At 40.3% G+C, this 18,371-nt stretch carries 17 protein-coding genes; 15 read left to right on the top strand and 2 right to left on the bottom strand.

The window, feature by feature from the left end; all coding sequences use genetic code 11:
- The first annotated feature begins 335 nt into the window (after nucleotides 1-335).
- The 6 genes from L8106_RS11720 to L8106_RS11745 all read left to right on the top strand — a co-directional run bounded on the left by L8106_RS11720 (nucleotide 336) and on the right by L8106_RS11745 (nucleotide 5,454).
- A complete protein-coding gene (locus L8106_RS11720; protein WP_009784513.1) occupies nucleotides 336-1,274 on the top strand; it encodes an Npun_R2479 family HD domain-containing metalloprotein in 939 nt (312 codons plus the stop codon).
- Nucleotides 1,275-1,357: 83 nt separating this feature from the next.
- Entirely contained in the window at nucleotides 1,358-1,705 is a 348-nt protein-coding gene (locus L8106_RS11725; protein WP_009784514.1) for a hypothetical protein, read from the top strand.
- 205 nt (nucleotides 1,706-1,910) lie between these two features.
- Entirely contained in the window at nucleotides 1,911-2,336 is a 426-nt protein-coding gene (locus tag L8106_RS11730) for a hypothetical protein (protein WP_009784515.1), read from the top strand.
- 37 nt (nucleotides 2,337-2,373) lie between these two features.
- Nucleotides 2,374-3,675, top strand: a complete 1,302-nt coding sequence (locus tag L8106_RS11735) for a homoserine dehydrogenase (protein WP_039896101.1) — start codon at nucleotides 2,374-2,376, stop codon at nucleotides 3,673-3,675.
- A 178-nt stretch (nucleotides 3,676-3,853) separates the two neighbouring features.
- Nucleotides 3,854-4,036 carry a CsbD family protein gene (locus L8106_RS11740; protein WP_009784517.1) on the top strand — a complete coding sequence of 61 codons (183 nt, stop codon included), beginning with the start codon at nucleotides 3,854-3,856 and terminating at the stop codon, nucleotides 4,034-4,036.
- A 614-nt stretch (nucleotides 4,037-4,650) separates the two neighbouring features.
- On the top strand, nucleotides 4,651-5,454 hold the full coding sequence (locus L8106_RS11745) for a PEP-CTERM domain protein (protein ID WP_009784519.1): 804 nt from the start codon (nucleotides 4,651-4,653) through the stop codon (nucleotides 5,452-5,454).
- Nucleotides 5,455-5,520: 66 nt separating this feature from the next.
- Here the strand turns inward: L8106_RS11745 and L8106_RS11750 are convergent, their stop codons facing one another.
- Nucleotides 5,521-5,946, bottom strand: a complete 426-nt coding sequence (locus L8106_RS11750) for a Fur family transcriptional regulator (RefSeq protein WP_009784520.1) — start codon at nucleotides 5,944-5,946, stop codon at nucleotides 5,521-5,523.
- A 161-nt stretch (nucleotides 5,947-6,107) separates the two neighbouring features.
- Here L8106_RS11750 and L8106_RS34440 point away from each other — a divergent pair, with 161 nt between their 5' ends.
- The 9 genes from L8106_RS34440 (at nucleotide 6,108) to L8106_RS11785 (ending at nucleotide 16,114) form a co-directional block, all read left to right on the top strand.
- Entirely contained in the window at nucleotides 6,108-6,809 is a 702-nt protein-coding gene (locus L8106_RS34440; protein ID WP_009784521.1) for a rubrerythrin family protein, read from the top strand.
- A 137-nt stretch (nucleotides 6,810-6,946) separates the two neighbouring features.
- On the top strand, nucleotides 6,947-7,681 hold the full coding sequence (locus tag L8106_RS11760; protein ID WP_009784522.1) for a glutathione peroxidase: 735 nt from the start codon (nucleotides 6,947-6,949) through the stop codon (nucleotides 7,679-7,681).
- Nucleotides 7,682-8,001: 320 nt separating this feature from the next.
- The gene (locus L8106_RS11765) at nucleotides 8,002-8,415 is read left to right on the top strand and encodes a hypothetical protein (RefSeq protein ID WP_009784523.1); all 414 of its coding nucleotides are present in this window, start codon (nucleotides 8,002-8,004) and stop codon (nucleotides 8,413-8,415) included.
- 58 nt (nucleotides 8,416-8,473) lie between these two features.
- A complete protein-coding gene (locus L8106_RS11770; RefSeq protein WP_009784524.1) occupies nucleotides 8,474-9,604 on the top strand; it encodes a mechanosensitive ion channel family protein in 1,131 nt (376 codons plus the stop codon).
- 1 nt (nucleotide 9,605) lies between these two features.
- A complete protein-coding gene (locus L8106_RS11775; RefSeq protein ID WP_009784525.1) occupies nucleotides 9,606-10,742 on the top strand; it encodes a mechanosensitive ion channel family protein in 1,137 nt (378 codons plus the stop codon).
- 618 nt (nucleotides 10,743-11,360) lie between these two features.
- Nucleotides 11,361-12,839, top strand: coding sequence for a SulP family inorganic anion transporter (locus L8106_RS11780; protein ID WP_009784526.1), 1,479 nt, complete (start codon nucleotides 11,361-11,363; stop codon nucleotides 12,837-12,839).
- A 709-nt stretch (nucleotides 12,840-13,548) separates the two neighbouring features.
- Nucleotides 13,549-13,728 (top strand): pentapeptide repeat-containing protein, encoded by a 180-nt coding sequence (locus tag L8106_RS34445; RefSeq protein WP_071941387.1) that lies wholly within the window; start codon nucleotides 13,549-13,551, stop codon nucleotides 13,726-13,728.
- Nucleotides 13,729-14,068: 340 nt separating this feature from the next.
- Complete coding sequence (locus L8106_RS34220) at nucleotides 14,069-14,194, top strand: hypothetical protein (RefSeq protein WP_255348884.1); 126 nt, start codon at nucleotides 14,069-14,071, stop codon at nucleotides 14,192-14,194.
- A 690-nt stretch (nucleotides 14,195-14,884) separates the two neighbouring features.
- Nucleotides 14,885-16,114, top strand: coding sequence for a CapA family protein (locus L8106_RS11785; protein ID WP_009784528.1), 1,230 nt, complete (start codon nucleotides 14,885-14,887; stop codon nucleotides 16,112-16,114).
- A gap of 168 nt (nucleotides 16,115-16,282) precedes the next feature.
- Here L8106_RS11785 and L8106_RS11790 read toward each other — a convergent pair whose 3' ends face one another.
- A complete protein-coding gene (locus L8106_RS11790) occupies nucleotides 16,283-18,061 on the bottom strand; it encodes a choice-of-anchor I family protein (RefSeq protein ID WP_009784529.1) in 1,779 nt (592 codons plus the stop codon).
- Between the last annotated feature and the right edge of the window lie 310 nt (nucleotides 18,062-18,371).

Below are 18,371 nucleotides of genomic sequence, written 5' to 3' on the forward strand. Positions count from 1 at the left end.
TTCAAGTGTAAATCATACCGGGTTTTCACTGAGACAATATTAACATCAGTTTTTGTTACTTAATTTTAAATAATATTAGCCAATATTTTGTGATTAAAGTCACATTTTTAAGATTTTGTGAGGTTTTATGAGGTTTTATGAGGTTAAAAAAAAATACAAGTCAAAAGATACTTTCCGAGATTTTACTGAGTATAAATATCTCTCGAAAATTATGAGTTTTTATGGTTTTCAGAGTGACTGGAGTTGCATAAACTGTTAATAGATCACAGAACTCCGATCAGATTAACTCTGATCTTAAATCCATCCTCTAATCGAATTGACTAGGAGAATTACCCATGTCTCATCCTTTCACTCAACCCCTCATCAACACCTGCATCCAGCAGCTTCAAAGCGGTTATATTGACCTTTACGGCGAGTTAGAATCAGAGTCTCTTACTTTCATTGGTCAGATCGCTCGTGTTGTTTTATCCCAGATCGCACAAACTGATGCACCCTATCACGATCTCGAACACACAGTTTTAGTCACTTTAGCTGGACTAGAAATCCTTCGCGGCAAACAAATGAACGAAGGTAGTGTTTCCCCTCAAGATTGGTTAAACACAATAGTCTCCCTATTATGTCACGATATTGGTTATTGTAAAGGAATTTGCCGAGCTGATCGCCTTGAAAAAGGACGCTATGTGATCGGCGCAGATCAACAAACAATTTATTTATCTTCAGAAACAACCGATGCAAGTCTGACTCCCTATCATGTTGATCGCGGACAATTGTTTGCTTTGGAAACTTTGAGTCGATTTAACCTGATTAATATTAATACCATTCAGCACAATATTGAACTCACTCGTTTTCCGGTTCCTGCTGGCAAAAAATATCAAGATACTTGTAGTTATGCTAGTTTAGTTCGAGCGGCTGATCTTATTGGTCAGTTAGCCGATCCCAATTATCTTACCAAGATGACTCGGCTGTTTCGTGAGTTTGAAGAAATTGGCACTCATCAAAGTTTAGGTTATCGCCATCCCGATGATTTACGAGTAGCATACCCTAATTTTTTCTATAATGTTGTGTACGCTTATATTCGAGATGCTCTAAAATATTTGGAATGTACTGATCGTGGACAGGAGATTGTGATCAGTCTCTATCAGAATGTCGCTATTGTCGAACGTGAGCAACTTATCCGACCCCCATCAGAATTGAGAATTGAGAATTTTGAATTTAGACCAGACCCGTGTATTCTCAACTTCTGTTTACCCAGTATTTCTGCTAGATACTTTTAACCTCTCAGGATAGATGAGTTGAATTAATTGTTCAAACTGATCAATTTGCGGTTCAATGGAGAGTGAAACCATCGTCAAAATCTATGGCATCCTCTTCTTCTAAAACGGCTGGATTATTTACCGGATTGAGCCTGGGCTTGCTAATGACCCTTGCCTTTTTTGGGTTAGGGTATTCCTTGAATTTAAGTATTGTTTTTGGAGGGATTGCGAGTATCTGTGGTTACTGTCTGGGAAGTTGGTGGCAAATTGATCAACTTCCGAGTTCTTCAGAAAAATCACCTTTTGAACCTCTAGAAAAAGGTTTTACACAGATTTTAGTGAAAACTAAACTGATTGATCCCAATTCCAAAGCCTCTAAACGTCCGACTCGCGCCCTCTCCGTTTTTGAGTGGATATTGAGAAAAGATAAAGCCCCTCGGTCAAGAAGATAGTTTCTGGGCTGCTTTTGTGATCATGTACAGACCGTTGTGGCTTTGGCCTGGGTTAAAAAAGAAAAACGCCCATGACGTTATGGGCGATCTAATCAGGGTGCATCTACTATGTATGTAGTATAGACCATGATGGGTGTCACCCCGCAAGTTAGTTTACAAAAATTTACAATTGCTCACCGCTCAGACTTAAATCATCGAAAATTTCATGACTCCAACCCTTCTGGGACGCTGGCAAACCCGTATATTTCTTCTCGCAACAGTCGGTGTGTTTGTGAGTTTACCCTTCTGGTTGGGGAAAATGGGTAAACCCAGTTGGATCTACTTTGCCCTACTGGGATATATCGCCCTGTTTGGCTTGGTTTGGGATACCTTGTACATCTACTTGCAAAAATTCCGTTGGGATCGAGACTGGCCAGGACTCTTTCAACTCCTCGCCGGAATTTGGGAAGGGTTGTTTGTAGGGGGATTGGCTAACACGATCGGTTTACCGGGTATTTCTCCCCAAATTTTCAAGATCGGATTATTTATCTGTCATTACAGTCTGGTTTGGTTCACCATTTACCTCGCCTCTCAAGCCCTAACCCGAATTTTATTTCCTCACTGGCGGTTTCGGGGGGGCCGTTGGTTTTAAAATAGGAAGAATACGAAATTAGTGACGGGTGGGAATTGTGGCTTTTAAGATTGGTTTGTTGGGACTCGGAACAGTTGGAACAGGAACCGCACAAATACTTCTCGATACCAACGGACGACATCCCTTATTGCAAGGGTTAAGCCTACATCGAGTTGGGGTGCGATCGCTGTCTAAGCCTCGTCAAGTGGAACTCCCAGAAACTCTACTGACGACTGATTTAGAAGCAATTGTCACTGATCCGAACATCGATATTGTTGTTGAACTGATTGGCGGCTTAGAACCTGCGCGATCGCTGATTCTCAAAGCCATTTCTCACGGAAAACACGTCGTCACTGCCAATAAAGCCGTCATCTCTCGCTACGCGGATGAAATCTTCACGGCGGCGAATGAAAAGGGCGTTTATGTGATGTTAGAGGCTGCTGTTGGGGGAGGGATTCCCGTGATTCAACCCTTGAAACAGTCTCTCGGGGCGAATCGTATTCATCGGATTATGGGGATTGTCAACGGCACAACCAACTATATCCTCACCCGTATGCAACTTGAAGGGGTCGATTTTGACGAAGTGTTAGCCGATGCCCAACGGTTAGGGTATGCTGAAGCTGATCCGACGGCTGATGTTGATGGGTTAGATGCGGCGGATAAAATCGCGATTTTGGCATCTTTAGCGTTTGGAGGACGGATCAAACTGAGTGAAGTTTATTGTGAAGGGATTAGTCATATTAATGCTAGCGATATTTCCTATGCGGATCGTTTGGGTTTTGTGGTTAAGTTACTTGCGATCGCCAGCCGTGATTCCCAAGCTACTCCTGAGAATGATTTACTTTCGATTCGAGTTCATCCGACTTTAGTTCCAAAAGCGCATCCTTTAGCGAGTATTAATGATGTTTACAACGCTATTTTAATTGAAGGTGAACCGATTGGACAGGTGATGTTTTTTGGCCCTGGTGCGGGTGCTGGCCCAACGGCGAGTGCTGTGGTTTCTGATATTTTGAATATTGCGGCGGTTCTGAATAGTCCCCTTTCCGGTGAGGTTCATCCATTGATGAGTTGTACCCATCAACATTATTGTAATCTCGCTCCGATGGAAGATTTAATTACTCGCTTTTATGCTCGTTTTATTACTCAAGATGAATCGGGTGTTATTGGCAAGTTAGGAACTTGTTTTGGCAACCATGATGTCAGTATAGAATCGATTGTACAGATTGATACCCATGGAGAATTGGCGGAAATTGTGGTTGTTACCCATGATGTTCGAGAAGGGAATTTTCGACAAGCACTGGATGAAATTCAAAGCTTTAATGTGATCAATCGAATTCCGAGTATTTTACGAGTGTTGTAGATGCTCAGAATCAAACAGGTTTAGATCTCAGTTTGAATTTAAACTCTAGATGAATATCGCAAATTTCAGACAAATTAAACATAAGTTAAACATAAGTTAACATGGCTTGACAAATAAAACTTACCATTCTACTATCTGTTACATACCTTTTTAATATCACATAAATTGGAGTCATAACATGAGTTTAGAAGATCAAGCTAAAGCGGCGGCTAAAAATATTGAAGGTAAAGCCCAAGAAGCTTTGGGTGCAATTACTGGAGATCCTAAGCAGAAAATGGAAGGTCAGAAAAAGCAAGCGGAAGCGAAAGCTCAACAAGCTGTTGAGAACTTAAAAGACAAAGCCAAAAAACTGATTGATTAGTCTTAAATACTGCCTGAATATACAATCAATTACGAATTGTTGAGAGCATGGAATTATGCTCTTTTTTATGTTAATTTTTTCCGCGAACTCCTCAAGTCTACATCTCTATTCTTTGTTTGAATCTGTTCGTTAAAAATAGGCGGGAATTTAAGGGATACTGACTTAGCCATTCTGAAATACTAAAAGTTAGATTTTGTCAATACAAGTTATACAAATCAACCATACAAAAAAACTTTACTAAAGCTTTACCAAAAAAGTTGATATTTTTAAATTACTATCTTTTTTTTAGAGTACCGATCAGACTAAGCTAAAAACACCCGATTCATAAAAACGATCCAACTGATGCGCGAAAGAGCAACAAAAGGATCAGCGAGGAGAAAAACCGAGCTAGAAATTTTTAAGGGTAAGTGCATCTGTGTGGATGGGTAAACCAAGTGAAAATCAAAGAAATCAACAATTCTGATGGTTGAATACATTCGGTTCAGAATCAGAGCTTTAGCTTTACTCCAGGAGAATATAGCTAACCTAAAATCAAAATATTTAGCTTCTCACCGGAAAATGGTCAGGGTTGTTGAGAAAGAGAAAATAGAAGTAAGATAGTATTCAAATCAGTCATGTTTCAAAAATTACCGAATCCTCTGAATCTTATTTTAGGTTCAATTCCCGTGGTGACAACATTAACTGTTGCTTCTTCACCGAGTCTGGCGGCGACTTTTGCTTCTTCATACTCTGAAGCTTTTCTCTATGGGTTTAGTCAGACTCCTTTGAGTGTTGAAACCTTAGCAGATGCAGAGACTTTTGCTTTTGCAAGCAATGGTTCAGTTGATGCAATTGCAGACGCAGATGCTCTTTTTGAACAGAGTATTCCCTTAGCATTTAACTCGTCTTTTGCAGATGCCTTTGGACTTGGAAAAGAATATGTTGGTATCGCCAATAGCGAAGCTGCTGTCATTGGGCGTAATTTCTTTATTCAAAAAGATTCATCATTTTCTTTTGATTTTGTTTCAGTTTTGGATCTAGAAACCTCAATTGACAATCCTCCGGGTGAAGCCGCAATTGCTGAGGGTAATATTTCGTTCTTCCTGTTTGACGATGCTACAGAAAACATCATTGATTATTTCACAATTTCTGGAAAATTAAAAACGGCGAATGAGGGTGACTTCTTGAAGGTTGAACAGAGTTCTAACTTTTTAATTCAAGAGTTTGAATCTCAAGACTTTGAAGGAAATCAAGAGTATATTTCTGGGATTTATATTGGTGAATTTTCTCGAGACTTTAGCGAAGATACTTCTTTAACGTTAGTGGAGGTGAAAACTAACTCTGTTATTGTAAAAGCACCCGAACCTTCGAGTTTTGTGGCTTTATTTGTTTTCGGTGGTCTAACGGGTGTGGCTTTGAGAAAGCGCAAGCAATCCTAACTCACGCTCAAATTTAACCAGCAAAGGGGATAATCATATCCCTTTTTTTTGCTTACAAATATTTTTCTACTTAACCGTACAGCGATCGCATTCACCTTTGAGAATCACTTCATAGTTTTTAACTTGTATTCCCGCAGGAAGCCGATCTAATTGTAAACGACTAAAAGTTTCCCAGTCAATATCTTGAATGGCGCCACAAGTTTGACAGCAAAAATGATGATGAGGCTCAACTTTGGCATCATAACGAGTGACTCCTTCTTCTAATAAAACTTCCCGCACTAATCCCACTTCTCGCAACACCGACAATGCACTATAAACCGTTGCTTTAGAAGAAATAGGGAGATCGCGGTTAACGTCAAGCAAAATTTCTTCGACAGTCGGATGATCGAAACGAGATCGCAGGTTGGCATAAACAGCAAATCGCTGCGGGGTAATCCTCAGACCCTTCGCTCGCATTTGCGCTTCAATTTTTTGGGTGGCGTTGCTAACCATGATGGCGTATTGTTGTGGCTGTCCTTGTTTATATTATATCACATCCAAGAAAAGATGGAGCAGTATCTAAGTTTTGGTTGTTTACTTGACATTTTCTTAAATCAGAATTATTCTGAGATAGTACCGAATCAATCAACCTTTCCCGCGACGAGGAGAACTCTATGGATCTGTCAAACTCCAACACAGCAAAAAACCTAGATGCTGCATTTGCAGGCGAGTCTATGGCAAATCGTAAGTATCTATTTTTTGCAGAAGTAGCTCGAAAACTAGGGATGAGCGATGTCGCTAAACTCTTTCGGGAAACCGCTAACCAAGAAACCGAACACGCCTTTGCTCACTTCCGTCTGATTCACCCCGAATTAGCGGTAGAAGACGTTTCTAGCCTCAGTGAAGCCGAAAAAAAAGCGATTATCTCCCGTTGTTTGGAACTGGCGATAGAAGGCGAAACCTACGAATACACCACGATGTATCCCGAATTCGCCACCCAAGCCCAGGGAGATCGCGATGACAAAGCGGTTGCAGAGTTTAAAGAACAAATTGCCGAATCCAAAGAACACGCTGGCATTTTCCGCAAAGCCGCCCAAAATTTTGGCTTCCTCACCTCAATTGAAAACCATCACGCCAACCAATACACCGAAGCGTTACAAGCTTTAGATGGGGTAGAACCGAGCGCGAAAACTGCTACAAGCGGAAAATGGATTTGTAAGCAATGTTCGATGATTTATGATCCGGTTGTCGGTGATCCCGATTCTGGAATTGCAGCCGGAACCGCATTTGAAGATATTCCCGAAGATTGGTATTGTCCGATTTGTGGGGCGAGTAAAAAATCTTTTGTTCCCTACTCGGAAGCGATCGCTGCATAATAACAATGGTGAAGAAAGCGGTTAGGGGAGCAACGAGCGGGACTTTTGTAGAAAAATACCGAGTTTCTTTGTCCCTCCAACTGATTTCTCTGCTATCGAAAACTCAACTTGAACACATTGAATAGGAGAAAACCGAAATGCTAGAAAATCGTGAAGGCCAACGAGTTCCAGATGTCACATTCAGAACCCGCCAAAATAATGACTGGGTTGATGTTTCTTCCGGTGAACTGTTTGCAGGTAAAACAGTAATTGTATTTGCGCTTCCGGGTGCATTTACCCCAACTTGTTCTTCGGCTCACCTTCCTGGTTACAATGAGTTGGCTCCCGTGTTTAAACAAAATGGGGTTGATCATATTATTTGTCTTTCAGTTAATGATGCTTTTGTAATGAATGAATGGGCAAAAGATCAAAAAGCTGAAAATGTTATGCTGATTCCTGATGGGAATGGTGAATTTTCTGAACAAGTAGGAATGTTAGTCGATAAAGCTGATTTAGGATTTGGAAAGCGCTCCTGGCGTTATTCAATGCTGGTTAAAGATGGTGTTATTGATAAAATGTTCATCGAACCGGATGTTCCCGGTGATCCGTTTGAGGTGTCGGATGCTGAAACGATGCTCAACTATATTAATCCGAATGCGGCTAAACCTAAAGCGATTACTCTGTTTAGTAAAGTGGGTTGTCCCTACTGTGCAAAAGCAAAATCGATGCTCAAAGATCGGGGTTGGGATTTTGAAGAAATTGTCTTAGGTGAAGATATTTCGACTCGTTCCATTAAAGCTGCAACAGGAGCAACTTCGACTCCACAAGTTTTTATTGATGGTCAATTAATTGGCGGTTCGGATATGTTAGAAGAATATCTGAAATCTAATTAATCAGGGATTTATTGATGACTCAGAAAAGCAGAGTTGGGAATGTCGCTTAAAAAAGGGACTGTGGAAATGAGTTGATCGTGAATATGATAGAAATATCCGGTGAATGGGTGTTTCACTCTTAGAAAAAATCAGACAAACCTATTAAAACCTGTTTGCTTGGTTCTTTTCTTAACCTTGGTCGTCAGATCAGTCACATTTTCATAGCTCTTTGCTTGTCAGGAGAGGAACTCATTAAGTTGGGTTTCTCTCTTTTTTTGAACGGATTGATGCTTTTTAGGATACAATTACATCAGACTCCCATAATATTTTCCTGCCCTTGAATGAAACGAGGATGTTTATTTTCGGCAATATTGCTCTTGCTTTTAGTCGTCTCTAACCCCGCTTATCCTGTGTCTCTGGCGGCTTCAACTTCTGAGCAACAACAGCCTCAACCTGTAAAAACTTACGTTCGGACTATTTTACCCGAAATCCCAGAGCAAGTGATTAAACTTAATCCTCCTGCCACTCAATTAGTTGTTAATATTAGAACAGGAGATATTGTTGTTCCCTGTGGAAACAAACAGCAAGTTTATACTTGTGTGTCAGGAAAGCCTGTTAAAATCACTTCTGAATCTGAAACCCCGATGCAACAACTGTGGGTACAAAATCCACTCCACAAAATGATACAGTTAACTATTAATGTCTATGAACAGTCAGAAATTTTAACTCCGTCTGAAACGACAGAAAGTTCTTGACTTTTGGATCGATTCAATTCTTTTCCAGACTTTAGCTTCTCTTTGTATACTCGTTATTATGGTGTTTGCTCAAAGTTCTGCTTCTTCTCTTGATTTTTTGACTGATGCTCCGTTTTCAATCTTGAGTATTAAAATTGCTTTGATAGTCGGTTTAGTGAATTTTGTCGGATTTTTTACGTTTTTTATTCCGCGATTGATCGGAAATATAACGGCTCGTTTTGCTTCCCCAGAACTCCAACAAATTTATCAGCAAGTTATTGTTCCCTTTCAAAATCAATTAGGATTTATTTTCCTGATTGTTAGTCTTGATGCGGCAATTTTGATTGCGCCAATTCCCCAATGGTTGAAGTGGATGGAAGTTCCTTTAGGGGTGGTTGTTACGATTTCTTTGGGTTGGCAAATCAACCGAATATTTAAACAGTTTTTTCAGGTTTATTGGTTAGATAATGCGGTCAAAAAAAGACGTAAACTGAACAGTGAAATCTTAATTGTTATTCAAGCAGTTGCCAATATTTTGATTGTCATTATTGTTGTTTTTGTCTTTGCTCAAACTCATCAAATTAATGTTATTGGTTTACTGGCGAGTGTGGGAGTTGGAGGGTTAGCCGTAGCATTTGCAGCACAAAAAACCCTAGAACAGTTACTTGGAGGAATTGTTTTATATTTAGATCGACCCTTTGTGATTGATGATTATATTCATTTACCTGATAGAACCTTTGGTCGAGTAGAATCAATTGGTTGGCGTTCGACGAAAATTAGAACATCAGGAAAAGGAAGTTTAGTGATCATCCCTAATAATATTTTAACTCAAGTTAGCATTGAAAACTTAACCAATGCTAAAAAAATTATTTCGTTGATTCATTTAATGTTTTATCGTTTACTCTCTGAGGAAGAAAAAGCTTTTATTCGTCAAATTGTTTTAGATAGCACTCAAGAGATTTTTGGGATTGATCATCGCATTACTCAAGTGAGTTTCAAAGAAATTGCGAGTGAGAATAGTGAAGATGCAGTCTTGGTTGAAGCCCAGGTTACTTTCTTTATTTTAGGTTCAGGTGATGTATCAATGGATTTTCGGACTCATCTGTTAGAAATAGCAGAACAAAATATTACCCAAAGATTACAAGATGTGGGTATAGAATTTGATATTGAAGAAAAGCGAATTAATGTTACTTCTCCTGTAAATATCTAAGATGGATCTGCTTACTCTTTTAAAAGAAATTATGCCCTGGAATGAGGAACTACAGAGGTTTCTGATTGGTTTGGGGATTCGGCTTTTAACTTTTATATTCTTTATAATTTTATCACTAATTGTTGGTCGATATACTCCGAATTTTATTATTTTTATTAATCAAAAATTCTTCCCAAAAATCGGCGACAACATCAACAAAAACTTTATTATTCCCTTAAAACCTGGGATTAGAATTACCGGAACTTTGATATTAATCAGTTTTTGCTTAAATTTTCTTAAGCCCTATGAAGAACTTTATGACTTTTTGAGGTTCTGTCTGTATTTAAGCATTACAATTAGTGCATCTTGGTTGCTGGCGCGCATATTTCGTCAATTTTTGCGTCTCTACGGAATTGTTATTATTCAAAAAATGGGGTTGAAACCGGATGAATTTATCATTGTTTTAGAAACAATAAGTAATGTAATAATCGGTTTTTTTGCAGTAATCTTTTTTGCAAATATTAATAATTTTAACTTACTTGGTTTGGTTGCAGGTTTTGGAATTGGGGGGATTGCGATCGCTTTTGCAGCCCAAAGAGTATTAGAACAATTCATTGGAACAATTGTGATTTATTGTGATCGTCCCTATGTTCCAGGTGAATATGTGCGCGTTAATTTTAATCCTCAACAAGAAGACACCTATGGACGGATTGAAGCCATTGGTTTACGTTCAACAAAAATAAGAGTCGCCGCCCGTAATACACTTTTAATTGTTCCTAATTCGATCATGGCAACCAAAGATATCGAGAACATTACGAGAGGCAAAAAAGTTATGGTTTTACTTTATCTAGATTTTAAACGCCAACTCGAAGAACAAGAAACTGCCCTGATTGATAAAGTTGTCAAAGAAAGTACAGACACCCTCTATGGAATAGATCCAGGAAGTACCAAAATTACAGTGCTTAAACCCAAAAATAAACCCGGAACTCGGGCAAGAGTCACCTTTTTTATACTCGGTTCAAGTGAAGACTCCACCCAACTGCGAAAACGCTTACTTGAATTAGCTAACGAAAAAATCTCGAAGAAATTGATCAGTTATGGGATTGAATTTGAAATGAAAGAACCCACCATTTATGTAGACTCTCCCATTCCCATTTAGCCTTCTAGACTACACAAAATCTCAGGCGTTGCTGAATAATATTTTACTGAAATTGAAAATAATATTTATCATTACTCAGAATTGCTCAGGAGAGAATTAGCCTCTTGACTTCCGAGGAAAAGTCCGGTATTTTAAGTATAGTGGGGAAAGTCATACACCAGCAACATCAGCTTTGATCGGCTTTTGTTAGGTCATTTTAAAAACTCAATCTCTGAGTCACTTCCCTGAAAATCCCTAATTAATGAAAGAGTCACTGAAAGAATAAAAGCGATAAAAGTAAGCGATTAAGCCAACTGTTGTTTTAGTAATTAACCCCTCTAACGATTCCCTTTTCAGTGATTTAAGCGAGGCTTCACTTCATCCGAGTCAACGTTAGCTTGTCTTCAAATCCAAGTTTTTTTGACAATCTACTTTACGAATGTTAAAGATAGTGAATTGTACTTAATCATCTCTGTGAAGACTATCGTTCAATTTTGAGATCCATTTTTAACAATCTATTTTTAACCCAGAGAACGAAATTTCCAGCAAGACCCATTCATTTTTATCCAATGTTTTGCCGAATCCGTGTAGAGAAAAACTGAAAATGAACTTGATTTGTCCTTTAAATTGTGGGAAACAATGAAAAAAATTCTAAATCACCAAGACTGGTTTTCCAACGTCCAAAAAGACATTCTCGCTGGATCAGTAGTGGCTTTAGCCCTAATTCCCGAAGCAATCGCCTTTTCCATTATCGCCGGAGTTGACCCCAAAGTTGGACTCTACGCCTCCTTTTGCATTGCCATTATTACCGCTTTTCTCGGGGGACGCCCCGGAATGATTTCTGCGGCAACAGGGGCAATGGCCTTGCTAATGACCACTTTAGTCCGCGATCATGGCTTAAACTATCTACTCGCCACCACCATTCTGACGGGTTTTCTACAAATTCTGTTTGGATGGATCAAACTGGGAAATCAGACGCGGTTTGTCCCTCGGGCCGTGATGGTGGGTTTTGTTAACGCCTTAGCTATCCTCATCTTTAACGCCCAACTTCCCCAATTTGAAGGGGCATCTTGGCTTGTTTACATCATGGTTGCGGCAGGACTGGGGATTATCTACGGACTTCCTCGCCTCACTAAAACCGTCCCTTCGCCCTTAGTTGCCATTGTCGTTTTAACAGCTATTGCGATCGCAGGCGGATTAGACGTTCCCACCGTTGGCGATATGGGAACCTTACCCGATACCTTACCGAGCTTTGCCCTACCCATTGTACCGCTAAACCTAGAAACCCTCGACATTATTTTACCCTATGCTTTGGCGTTGTCTTTGGTGGGTTTATTAGAGTCATTTTTGACAGCCAATGTGATCGATAATCTCACCGATACTTCGAGTGATAAAAACCAAGAAGCAATGGGTCAGGGAATCGCTAATATTGTCGCCGGATTTTTTGGCGGTATGGCAGGTTGTGCGATGATTGGTCAATCGGTCATTAATATTCGTTCTGGTGGACGAACTCGACTTTCCTCCCTGAGTGCTGGAATATTTCTACTGACTTGTATTCTCCTACTGGGAGATTGGGTTGCCCGTATCCCCATGGCGGCTTTAGTTGCGGTGATGATTATGGTTTCTATCAGTACCTTTAGCTGGAATTCTCTCCGCAATATTCGCCGGGTTCCGAAAAATGAAAGTGCGGTGATGGTGACAACAGTATTGGTCACAGTTCTCACTCATAACTTAGCGATTGGGGTAATTATTGGGGTGGCATTAAGTACGATTTTCTTCAGTCGAAAAATTGCTGCTTTGATTTTTATTGACTCATTATTAATTGAGGAAAAACAGGAACGGATATACAGTGTAAATGGTCAAATTTTCTTCGTTTCCGTCGAGAATTTTCTCAATTATTTTGACTTACACGAACATTTAGAAAAAGTCACTATTGACCTGACTCACGCCCATCTTTGGGATCAATCTGCTGTTGATGCAGTCGATAAAGTGGTTTTACGCTTCCGCAAACGAGGAGTTCATGTATCGTTAATTGGGTTAAATCAAGCCAGTGCAACTTTATTAGATCGTTTGGCGATTCACGATAAACCTGATGCGTTAGAACAGTCAATGCACTAAGTTAAAGTGTTCTGTTTTGTCTCATAAATCTGCCCCCTAAATCCTCTAACTTTGGGGGACTTTTTCAATTTTATGATCTTGCAGAATTGAGGAGTGGGGGGCGAAACAGCGATAACTTTCAATTGATACTCCCCCAGAATTGGCAGGGCTGTTTCATTCTAAGTTAAAAATTGCCGGGGTTGATGGGGTGAAAGGGTGATGGGGTGATGGGGAGAGGAGTTTTTTCCGAGGAAAAATAGCTTTTTATTAATAAAAATCCTCCCTACCTCCCTACCTCCCTACCTCCCCACCTCCCCACAAATCAAGTTTTCGGGCAACGAAACGGCCCTGCCCAGAATTGGGGGTTGGGGGGCGAAACAGCGATAACTTTCAATTGATACTCCCCCAGAATTGGCAGGGCTGTTTCATTCTAAGTTAAAAATTGCCGGGGTTGATGGGGTGAAAGGGTGATGGGGTGATGGGGAGAGGAGTTTTTTCCGAGGAAAAATAGCTTTTTATTAATAAAAATCCTCCCTACCTCCCTACCTCCCTACCTCCCCACCTCCCCACAAATCAAGTTTTCGGGCAACGAAACGGCCCTGCCCAGAATTGGGGGTTGGGGGGCGAAACAGCGATAACTTTCAATTGATACTCCCCCAGAATTGGGGGTTGGGGGGCGAAACAGCGATAACTTTCAATAGTTTATGATATAATTTTATCTCAACCTGCGGTGCGAGAATTGTTAACCACAGGAAAGGAACACCACAAGTCCTTTGTAGAAGCCAATCTCCGAGGCGCAAACTTAACTGATGCAGATTTTAGTCTAGCGGTGTTAGGGAGAACGAATTTTAGACGAAGATGTTTGAGTTTAAATTGCGGTTCCCGAAAATACGGACAAAGGACAAGTTGAACGGAAATTTTGACAAGATTGTGAAGCACTCAAGTTAGAAAAGGGTGCATTACGATTCCTCAAGGAATTCATAGCAGAGTTACCAACTGTAGCGAAGTTAGTTCAACACTGCCAAGAATGGTTCCCAACTATTAGTCAGTTTTTTGGGCTATTAAATTTATCGGTGCTTATAGCGCATATTATATCACAACTGTAAGTGTTTGTCATCACAACGTTTTGTTGATCTATTTCACAACCTGATTGCAAAATAAATCACGGAAAATTGTTAGTCTTCAGGTCATTATCACAGTATGACCACAAAAATGAGCTTTGTCATCTTTGGAACAGCAATCACATGACCATGAAAACCTGCGAAAAGCCCTTACAAACCAACCCTTTTACCACCTATCGTGATCCTGAAACGGGTCGATGGATCGTCGTCAAAGAGCAACAATGTTCCCCCCAACCGGAGGAGAAGGTCGCTTGAAAAGTCTATCACACCCAGAATATCCTTTCCTCTGAGCAGCCTGACCCGGACTGCTCTACTTTAGTATTAGGATCGACTCACTGCATTTATGCAATTTTTCCAAAGTCTGGTGTTGATCAGACTTGAGATCCGTCCCCTGTAACCCCTCAACACTCGATCGCAAACACCTGATTTTTGGGGTTTCGATTAGACTCTCTATTCATCTAGCTGCTTTTATTGGGTTGATATCAAGTTTTGCTGTTGGGTTCACGTCCAACAATTTAGGTTCTAAAAAGCATCACTCCTATTCTAAAATTGACCGAAAAAATTGGGATACAAGCCCCGTCCTTTAGGACGGCTTTATGTTAAACTTTCTTTTGTGGAAAGGGTAATCAACCACACTAAAAACCCAGTCGCCGAAAGGCAGCGCACCTTGACGCACTGAAGTTATGGGGTTCCGCACAGGAAAGCTTGTGCGCTTATTAGCGCGCAACGCAACAAGTACAGAGAAACCAAGATTTTAGGTTTTGAACTGTAGGGTAGGGCATACCCAAACAGGTTTCTGAAATGGAGCAAAACGCTTGAGGAGAATCCATCTCTGGTATAGATAGGTCGCCCTGTCTGTATTAAGTGGACTCGCTGAACCAAGAATCCCCGCCGTTTACGGCGCGGGAGTGTCAAAAGTCTGATTGAGATTTGAGGAGTGAACCCATGAAAATAACTCAAAAACCGATAAAGCTTTTCACCGGAATTCTAATTTTAGGTGTTTTTTGCATTTCTGGATGCGATCGCCCGTCTGATTCCAACTCCACCGTTCTAGAACAAACCGGATCAACACAACCCGTTGAACCCCCGCCCCCTCAACCTTACACCCGTGAAGCAAAATTAGTCGCGGTTGGGGATATTATGATGCACGGATCTCAGATTAAATCCGGTTACAATCCTAGCACTAAAACCTATAATTATGATAACTTTTTTACAGAAGTCAAAGAGATCATTTCTCAGGGAGATTGGGCAATTGGTAACTTAGAAACAACATTAGCTGGATCTGAAACAGGCTATACTGGCTATCCCATGTTTAATGCACCTGATACCCTCGCAGATGCGATTAAAAACGCCGGATTTAATGTCTTAACGACAGCAAATAATCATTCTTTAGATCGTCGAGAAGCAGGAGTTTTAAAAACCCTAGAAAATGTTCGCAGTCGTGGTCTAGAACCTGTTGGAACCGCTGCATCAGTGGAAGAACACGAAGAAATCTTAATTCTCGAAAAAAACGAAATTTCGATGGCAATTTTAGCTTATACCTATGGAACTAATGGTATTCCAATTCCAGAAGGAAAAGATTATTTAGTAAATTTGATTAACGAAGCAGAAATTATCGAAGATATTCAAGCGGCTGAAAACTTAGGAGTTGATGTTGTTACCGTTGCATTGCACTTTGGTTCAGAATATCAACGCCAACCCAATCAACAACAAAAACAATTAGTAAAAAGTTTAGTGGATGCAGGTGCAGATATTATCTTAGGGAGTCATCCTCATGTGGTACAACCCTATGAAATTTTTGAACGAACCGATGAATCTGGGAACACTAAAAAAGCTGTTGCAATTTATTCAATGGGAAATTTTATCTCTAACCAACGGGGAGACTATAAAGATCTCGGGGTAATTTTTAAAGTCAATATTCGTAAATCTTTTCCCGAAGAAACCATAGAATTCACAGAAATTCAAGCCCTTCCCACTTGGGTGCATCGTTACTCAGCAAATAACAAATACAATTTTCGGATTTTACCCTTAGAAAAGACAGTCACCGAAAAAAATGATCCTCTCCTACCCCAAAGCGAATACTCAGTTTTATCTCGGTATTTAGACAAAATGAATCGTCATATTCACTCATTAAACCCATCAAAAACAGCCGCTAAAGTTCAATCAAATAATTAGTTCAATTGTCGGGTTAATCTCCATAAATAATTCCTCAGACTCGTTTGAAACCGATCAAAAAGGGACGGGTTTAAATTAATTTTAATCAAATACCCGCCCCACCTCATACCCATTCAATCAATAGTCTGAGGAGATGAAAATAATCATGACTTTAGATATCATCAACTTCTAAGCTTGATTTGAACGCTTACGTTTTAGCATTCCAGCGCCGAAAGCACTTGCACCCAAAAGACCTAGAATTGTACCGGGTTCAGGAACTCGTTCAACACTGTAAATCGTTGTGGTTCCGCTAATTTCATTAGTCGAGATCAACAGCGTTTGTCCGTTGGGGCTATTTTTAGCATCAATGAATAGTAATCCTTCCGGACCTAAATCACCCACGGCGGCTAATTGTGCAGGAGTTGGGGCGGGATCTCCCTCCTCATTTTCATCAAATTCAACCGAGAAATCCCGGTTATTATCGTAACTCACAAAAGAAGGATTCTCCGGATCAGTAATATCATAGGTCATAATCCCCCCAATTCGTTCTAAACCAATAAAGGCATAGGTACGACCAGCAATTTGACCAATTGTTACCCCTTCAGGTTCAGGGCCTTTGTTGTCGCTACGGTTATCGAAATTGTTGGCATCGTTACTAGCGTTGAAGTATTCAGGAAACATTTTAGCGGTAATTTGTTCAAGTTGATCGCCGCTATCAAACACTATATTTCCGTCTTCATCCAAGATAGAAAAACTACGTCCACCAAAGGTATAAAGTTCTTCAAACTCACCATCACCGTTCATGTCACCCGTTGCATTTGTTACGGTTAAACGACCGAGTTTGTCTTCATCTTGAATATCAGCCGGAAACGCATCGGGATCGAGGGTTAAATCTTCAGCCCGAACTTCTTCGTTATACCCATCAAATTCACGACCTGAACCTTCATTGGCAATCACAATATAGGTTTTGCCATTCGCTGTATAAGAGGCAATTTCATCGGGTTGATACATCCCAAATACAGGCCAATTTTTGATATTAATCCCGTCATCGCGATCACTAGGATCTAAAGCATTACCGGGTAAACGATGATCTTTGTACCCTAGTCCAACGATTTCAGTAAATTCCCGAGTGTCTAAATCCAGCAAACCAATGGCATTATTTTCTTGGAAAGATACCCAGGCTTTTTTGCCATCTTTGGAGACGGTAATATACTCAGGTTCGAGGTCTTGGGCAACGGTGGCATTTGGCCCAAAAATCCGAATTCCTTCCCCTGTGAGTTGGTCTGCTTTAGACCCCCCAACATTAAAGTCCGTTAAGCCAATTTTGGTCTCTGTGGGGGCTAAACCTGCAAACAGATTTTCTAAATCAATCAGGCTAACTGAACCTTCGGGATCGATTGTATACTCATCGTTAGGCTCTCCTTCGTTGGCGACAAGAAGTTTAGTTCCGTCGGGGGTGAAGGTGAACATATCGGGTAAGGGGCCAGCCATGATCGAAGAATTTTCTAAGCTGCTATTAAACAGGCTACCATCGCTGTTGAAGAATAATAGACTGCCGTTGGCTTGGCGATTAACATTTTCGACACTAACGGCAAACAAACTGTTGGTTTCATAACTAAATGAACGCACATGAAGCACATTCCCAAACAGATCCGGATTGAGATCTGGAATACTAACCTGACCCGTTTTCAAGGGGTTCATGGGATTGGAGAGGTTGAGAATATCAATCGATTGATTGCTACGATTTGTTACAAATAAATTTTGGCTAAAGGGATCAAAGGCAGAAATAAAGGCTGCTTCATCATCAAAAATTCCCGTAGAAAAGCTTCCAATGGGTTCAAGATTAAGAGTGGCAGCCGTGGCGGTCGCCGAAAGAAAACCGAGTAAAAATGTGGACTGGATTGCTGAGGAAATAAACTGTTTTACAGTTGGGTAGCAGATGCGGCTTCCCCGATCACAATTATTCATTCAAAAACCTCCTAATTTAAGTCTATTTTGCAGAAAAATCATCTCAAAATGTATCAAAACCTTGAAAGCAAAAAGAAAATCTGATCGCTAGATACATTAACCGAACAGACCTATTCAATTTCTAACGCTTCTTAGGTTTTCACCACTTTGACCCCATAACCCCTTTCAGATGAGATGCAACAATCTGTTCTTGAAAACAGATCCCCTAAAAATATAACATTGTATATGTATCACCAACTGTATACCTAGCAATAACGAGGGAATTCGATTTTATCTACATCCGCAAGTATACAGAATTCTTGCATTTTGA

Origin of the sequence: Lyngbya sp. PCC 8106, assembly GCF_000169095.1 — a bacterium.
Classification (GTDB): domain Bacteria; phylum Cyanobacteriota; class Cyanobacteriia; order Cyanobacteriales; family Microcoleaceae; genus Capilliphycus.

Excerpts from the sequence above, each read along its gene's own strand:
- L8106_RS11720 (WP_009784513.1), top strand. The coding sequence starts at position 336 with ATGTCTCATCCTTTCACTCAACCCCTCATCAACACCTGCATCCAGCAG.
- L8106_RS11725 (WP_009784514.1), top strand. The coding sequence starts at position 1,358 with ATGGCATCCTCTTCTTCTAAAACGGCTGGATTATTTACCGGATTGAGC.
- L8106_RS11730 (WP_009784515.1), top strand. The coding sequence starts at position 1,911 with ATGACTCCAACCCTTCTGGGACGCTGGCAAACCCGTATATTTCTTCTC.
- L8106_RS11740 (WP_009784517.1), top strand. The coding sequence starts at position 3,854 with ATGAGTTTAGAAGATCAAGCTAAAGCGGCGGCTAAAAATATTGAAGGT.
- L8106_RS11745 (WP_009784519.1), top strand. The coding sequence starts at position 4,651 with ATGTTTCAAAAATTACCGAATCCTCTGAATCTTATTTTAGGTTCAATT.
- L8106_RS11750 (WP_009784520.1), bottom strand. The coding sequence starts at position 5,946 with ATGGTTAGCAACGCCACCCAAAAAATTGAAGCGCAAATGCGAGCGAAG.
- L8106_RS34440 (WP_009784521.1), top strand. The coding sequence starts at position 6,108 with ATGGATCTGTCAAACTCCAACACAGCAAAAAACCTAGATGCTGCATTT.
- L8106_RS11760 (WP_009784522.1), top strand. The coding sequence starts at position 6,947 with ATGCTAGAAAATCGTGAAGGCCAACGAGTTCCAGATGTCACATTCAGA.
- L8106_RS11765 (WP_009784523.1), top strand. The coding sequence starts at position 8,002 with ATGAAACGAGGATGTTTATTTTCGGCAATATTGCTCTTGCTTTTAGTC.
- L8106_RS11770 (WP_009784524.1), top strand. The coding sequence starts at position 8,474 with ATGGTGTTTGCTCAAAGTTCTGCTTCTTCTCTTGATTTTTTGACTGAT.
- L8106_RS11775 (WP_009784525.1), top strand. The coding sequence starts at position 9,606 with ATGGATCTGCTTACTCTTTTAAAAGAAATTATGCCCTGGAATGAGGAA.
- L8106_RS11780 (WP_009784526.1), top strand. The coding sequence starts at position 11,361 with ATGAAAAAAATTCTAAATCACCAAGACTGGTTTTCCAACGTCCAAAAA.
- L8106_RS34220 (WP_255348884.1), top strand. The coding sequence starts at position 14,069 with ATGAAAACCTGCGAAAAGCCCTTACAAACCAACCCTTTTACCACCTAT.
- L8106_RS11785 (WP_009784528.1), top strand. The coding sequence starts at position 14,885 with ATGAAAATAACTCAAAAACCGATAAAGCTTTTCACCGGAATTCTAATT.
- L8106_RS11790 (WP_009784529.1), bottom strand. The coding sequence starts at position 18,061 with ATGAATAATTGTGATCGGGGAAGCCGCATCTGCTACCCAACTGTAAAA.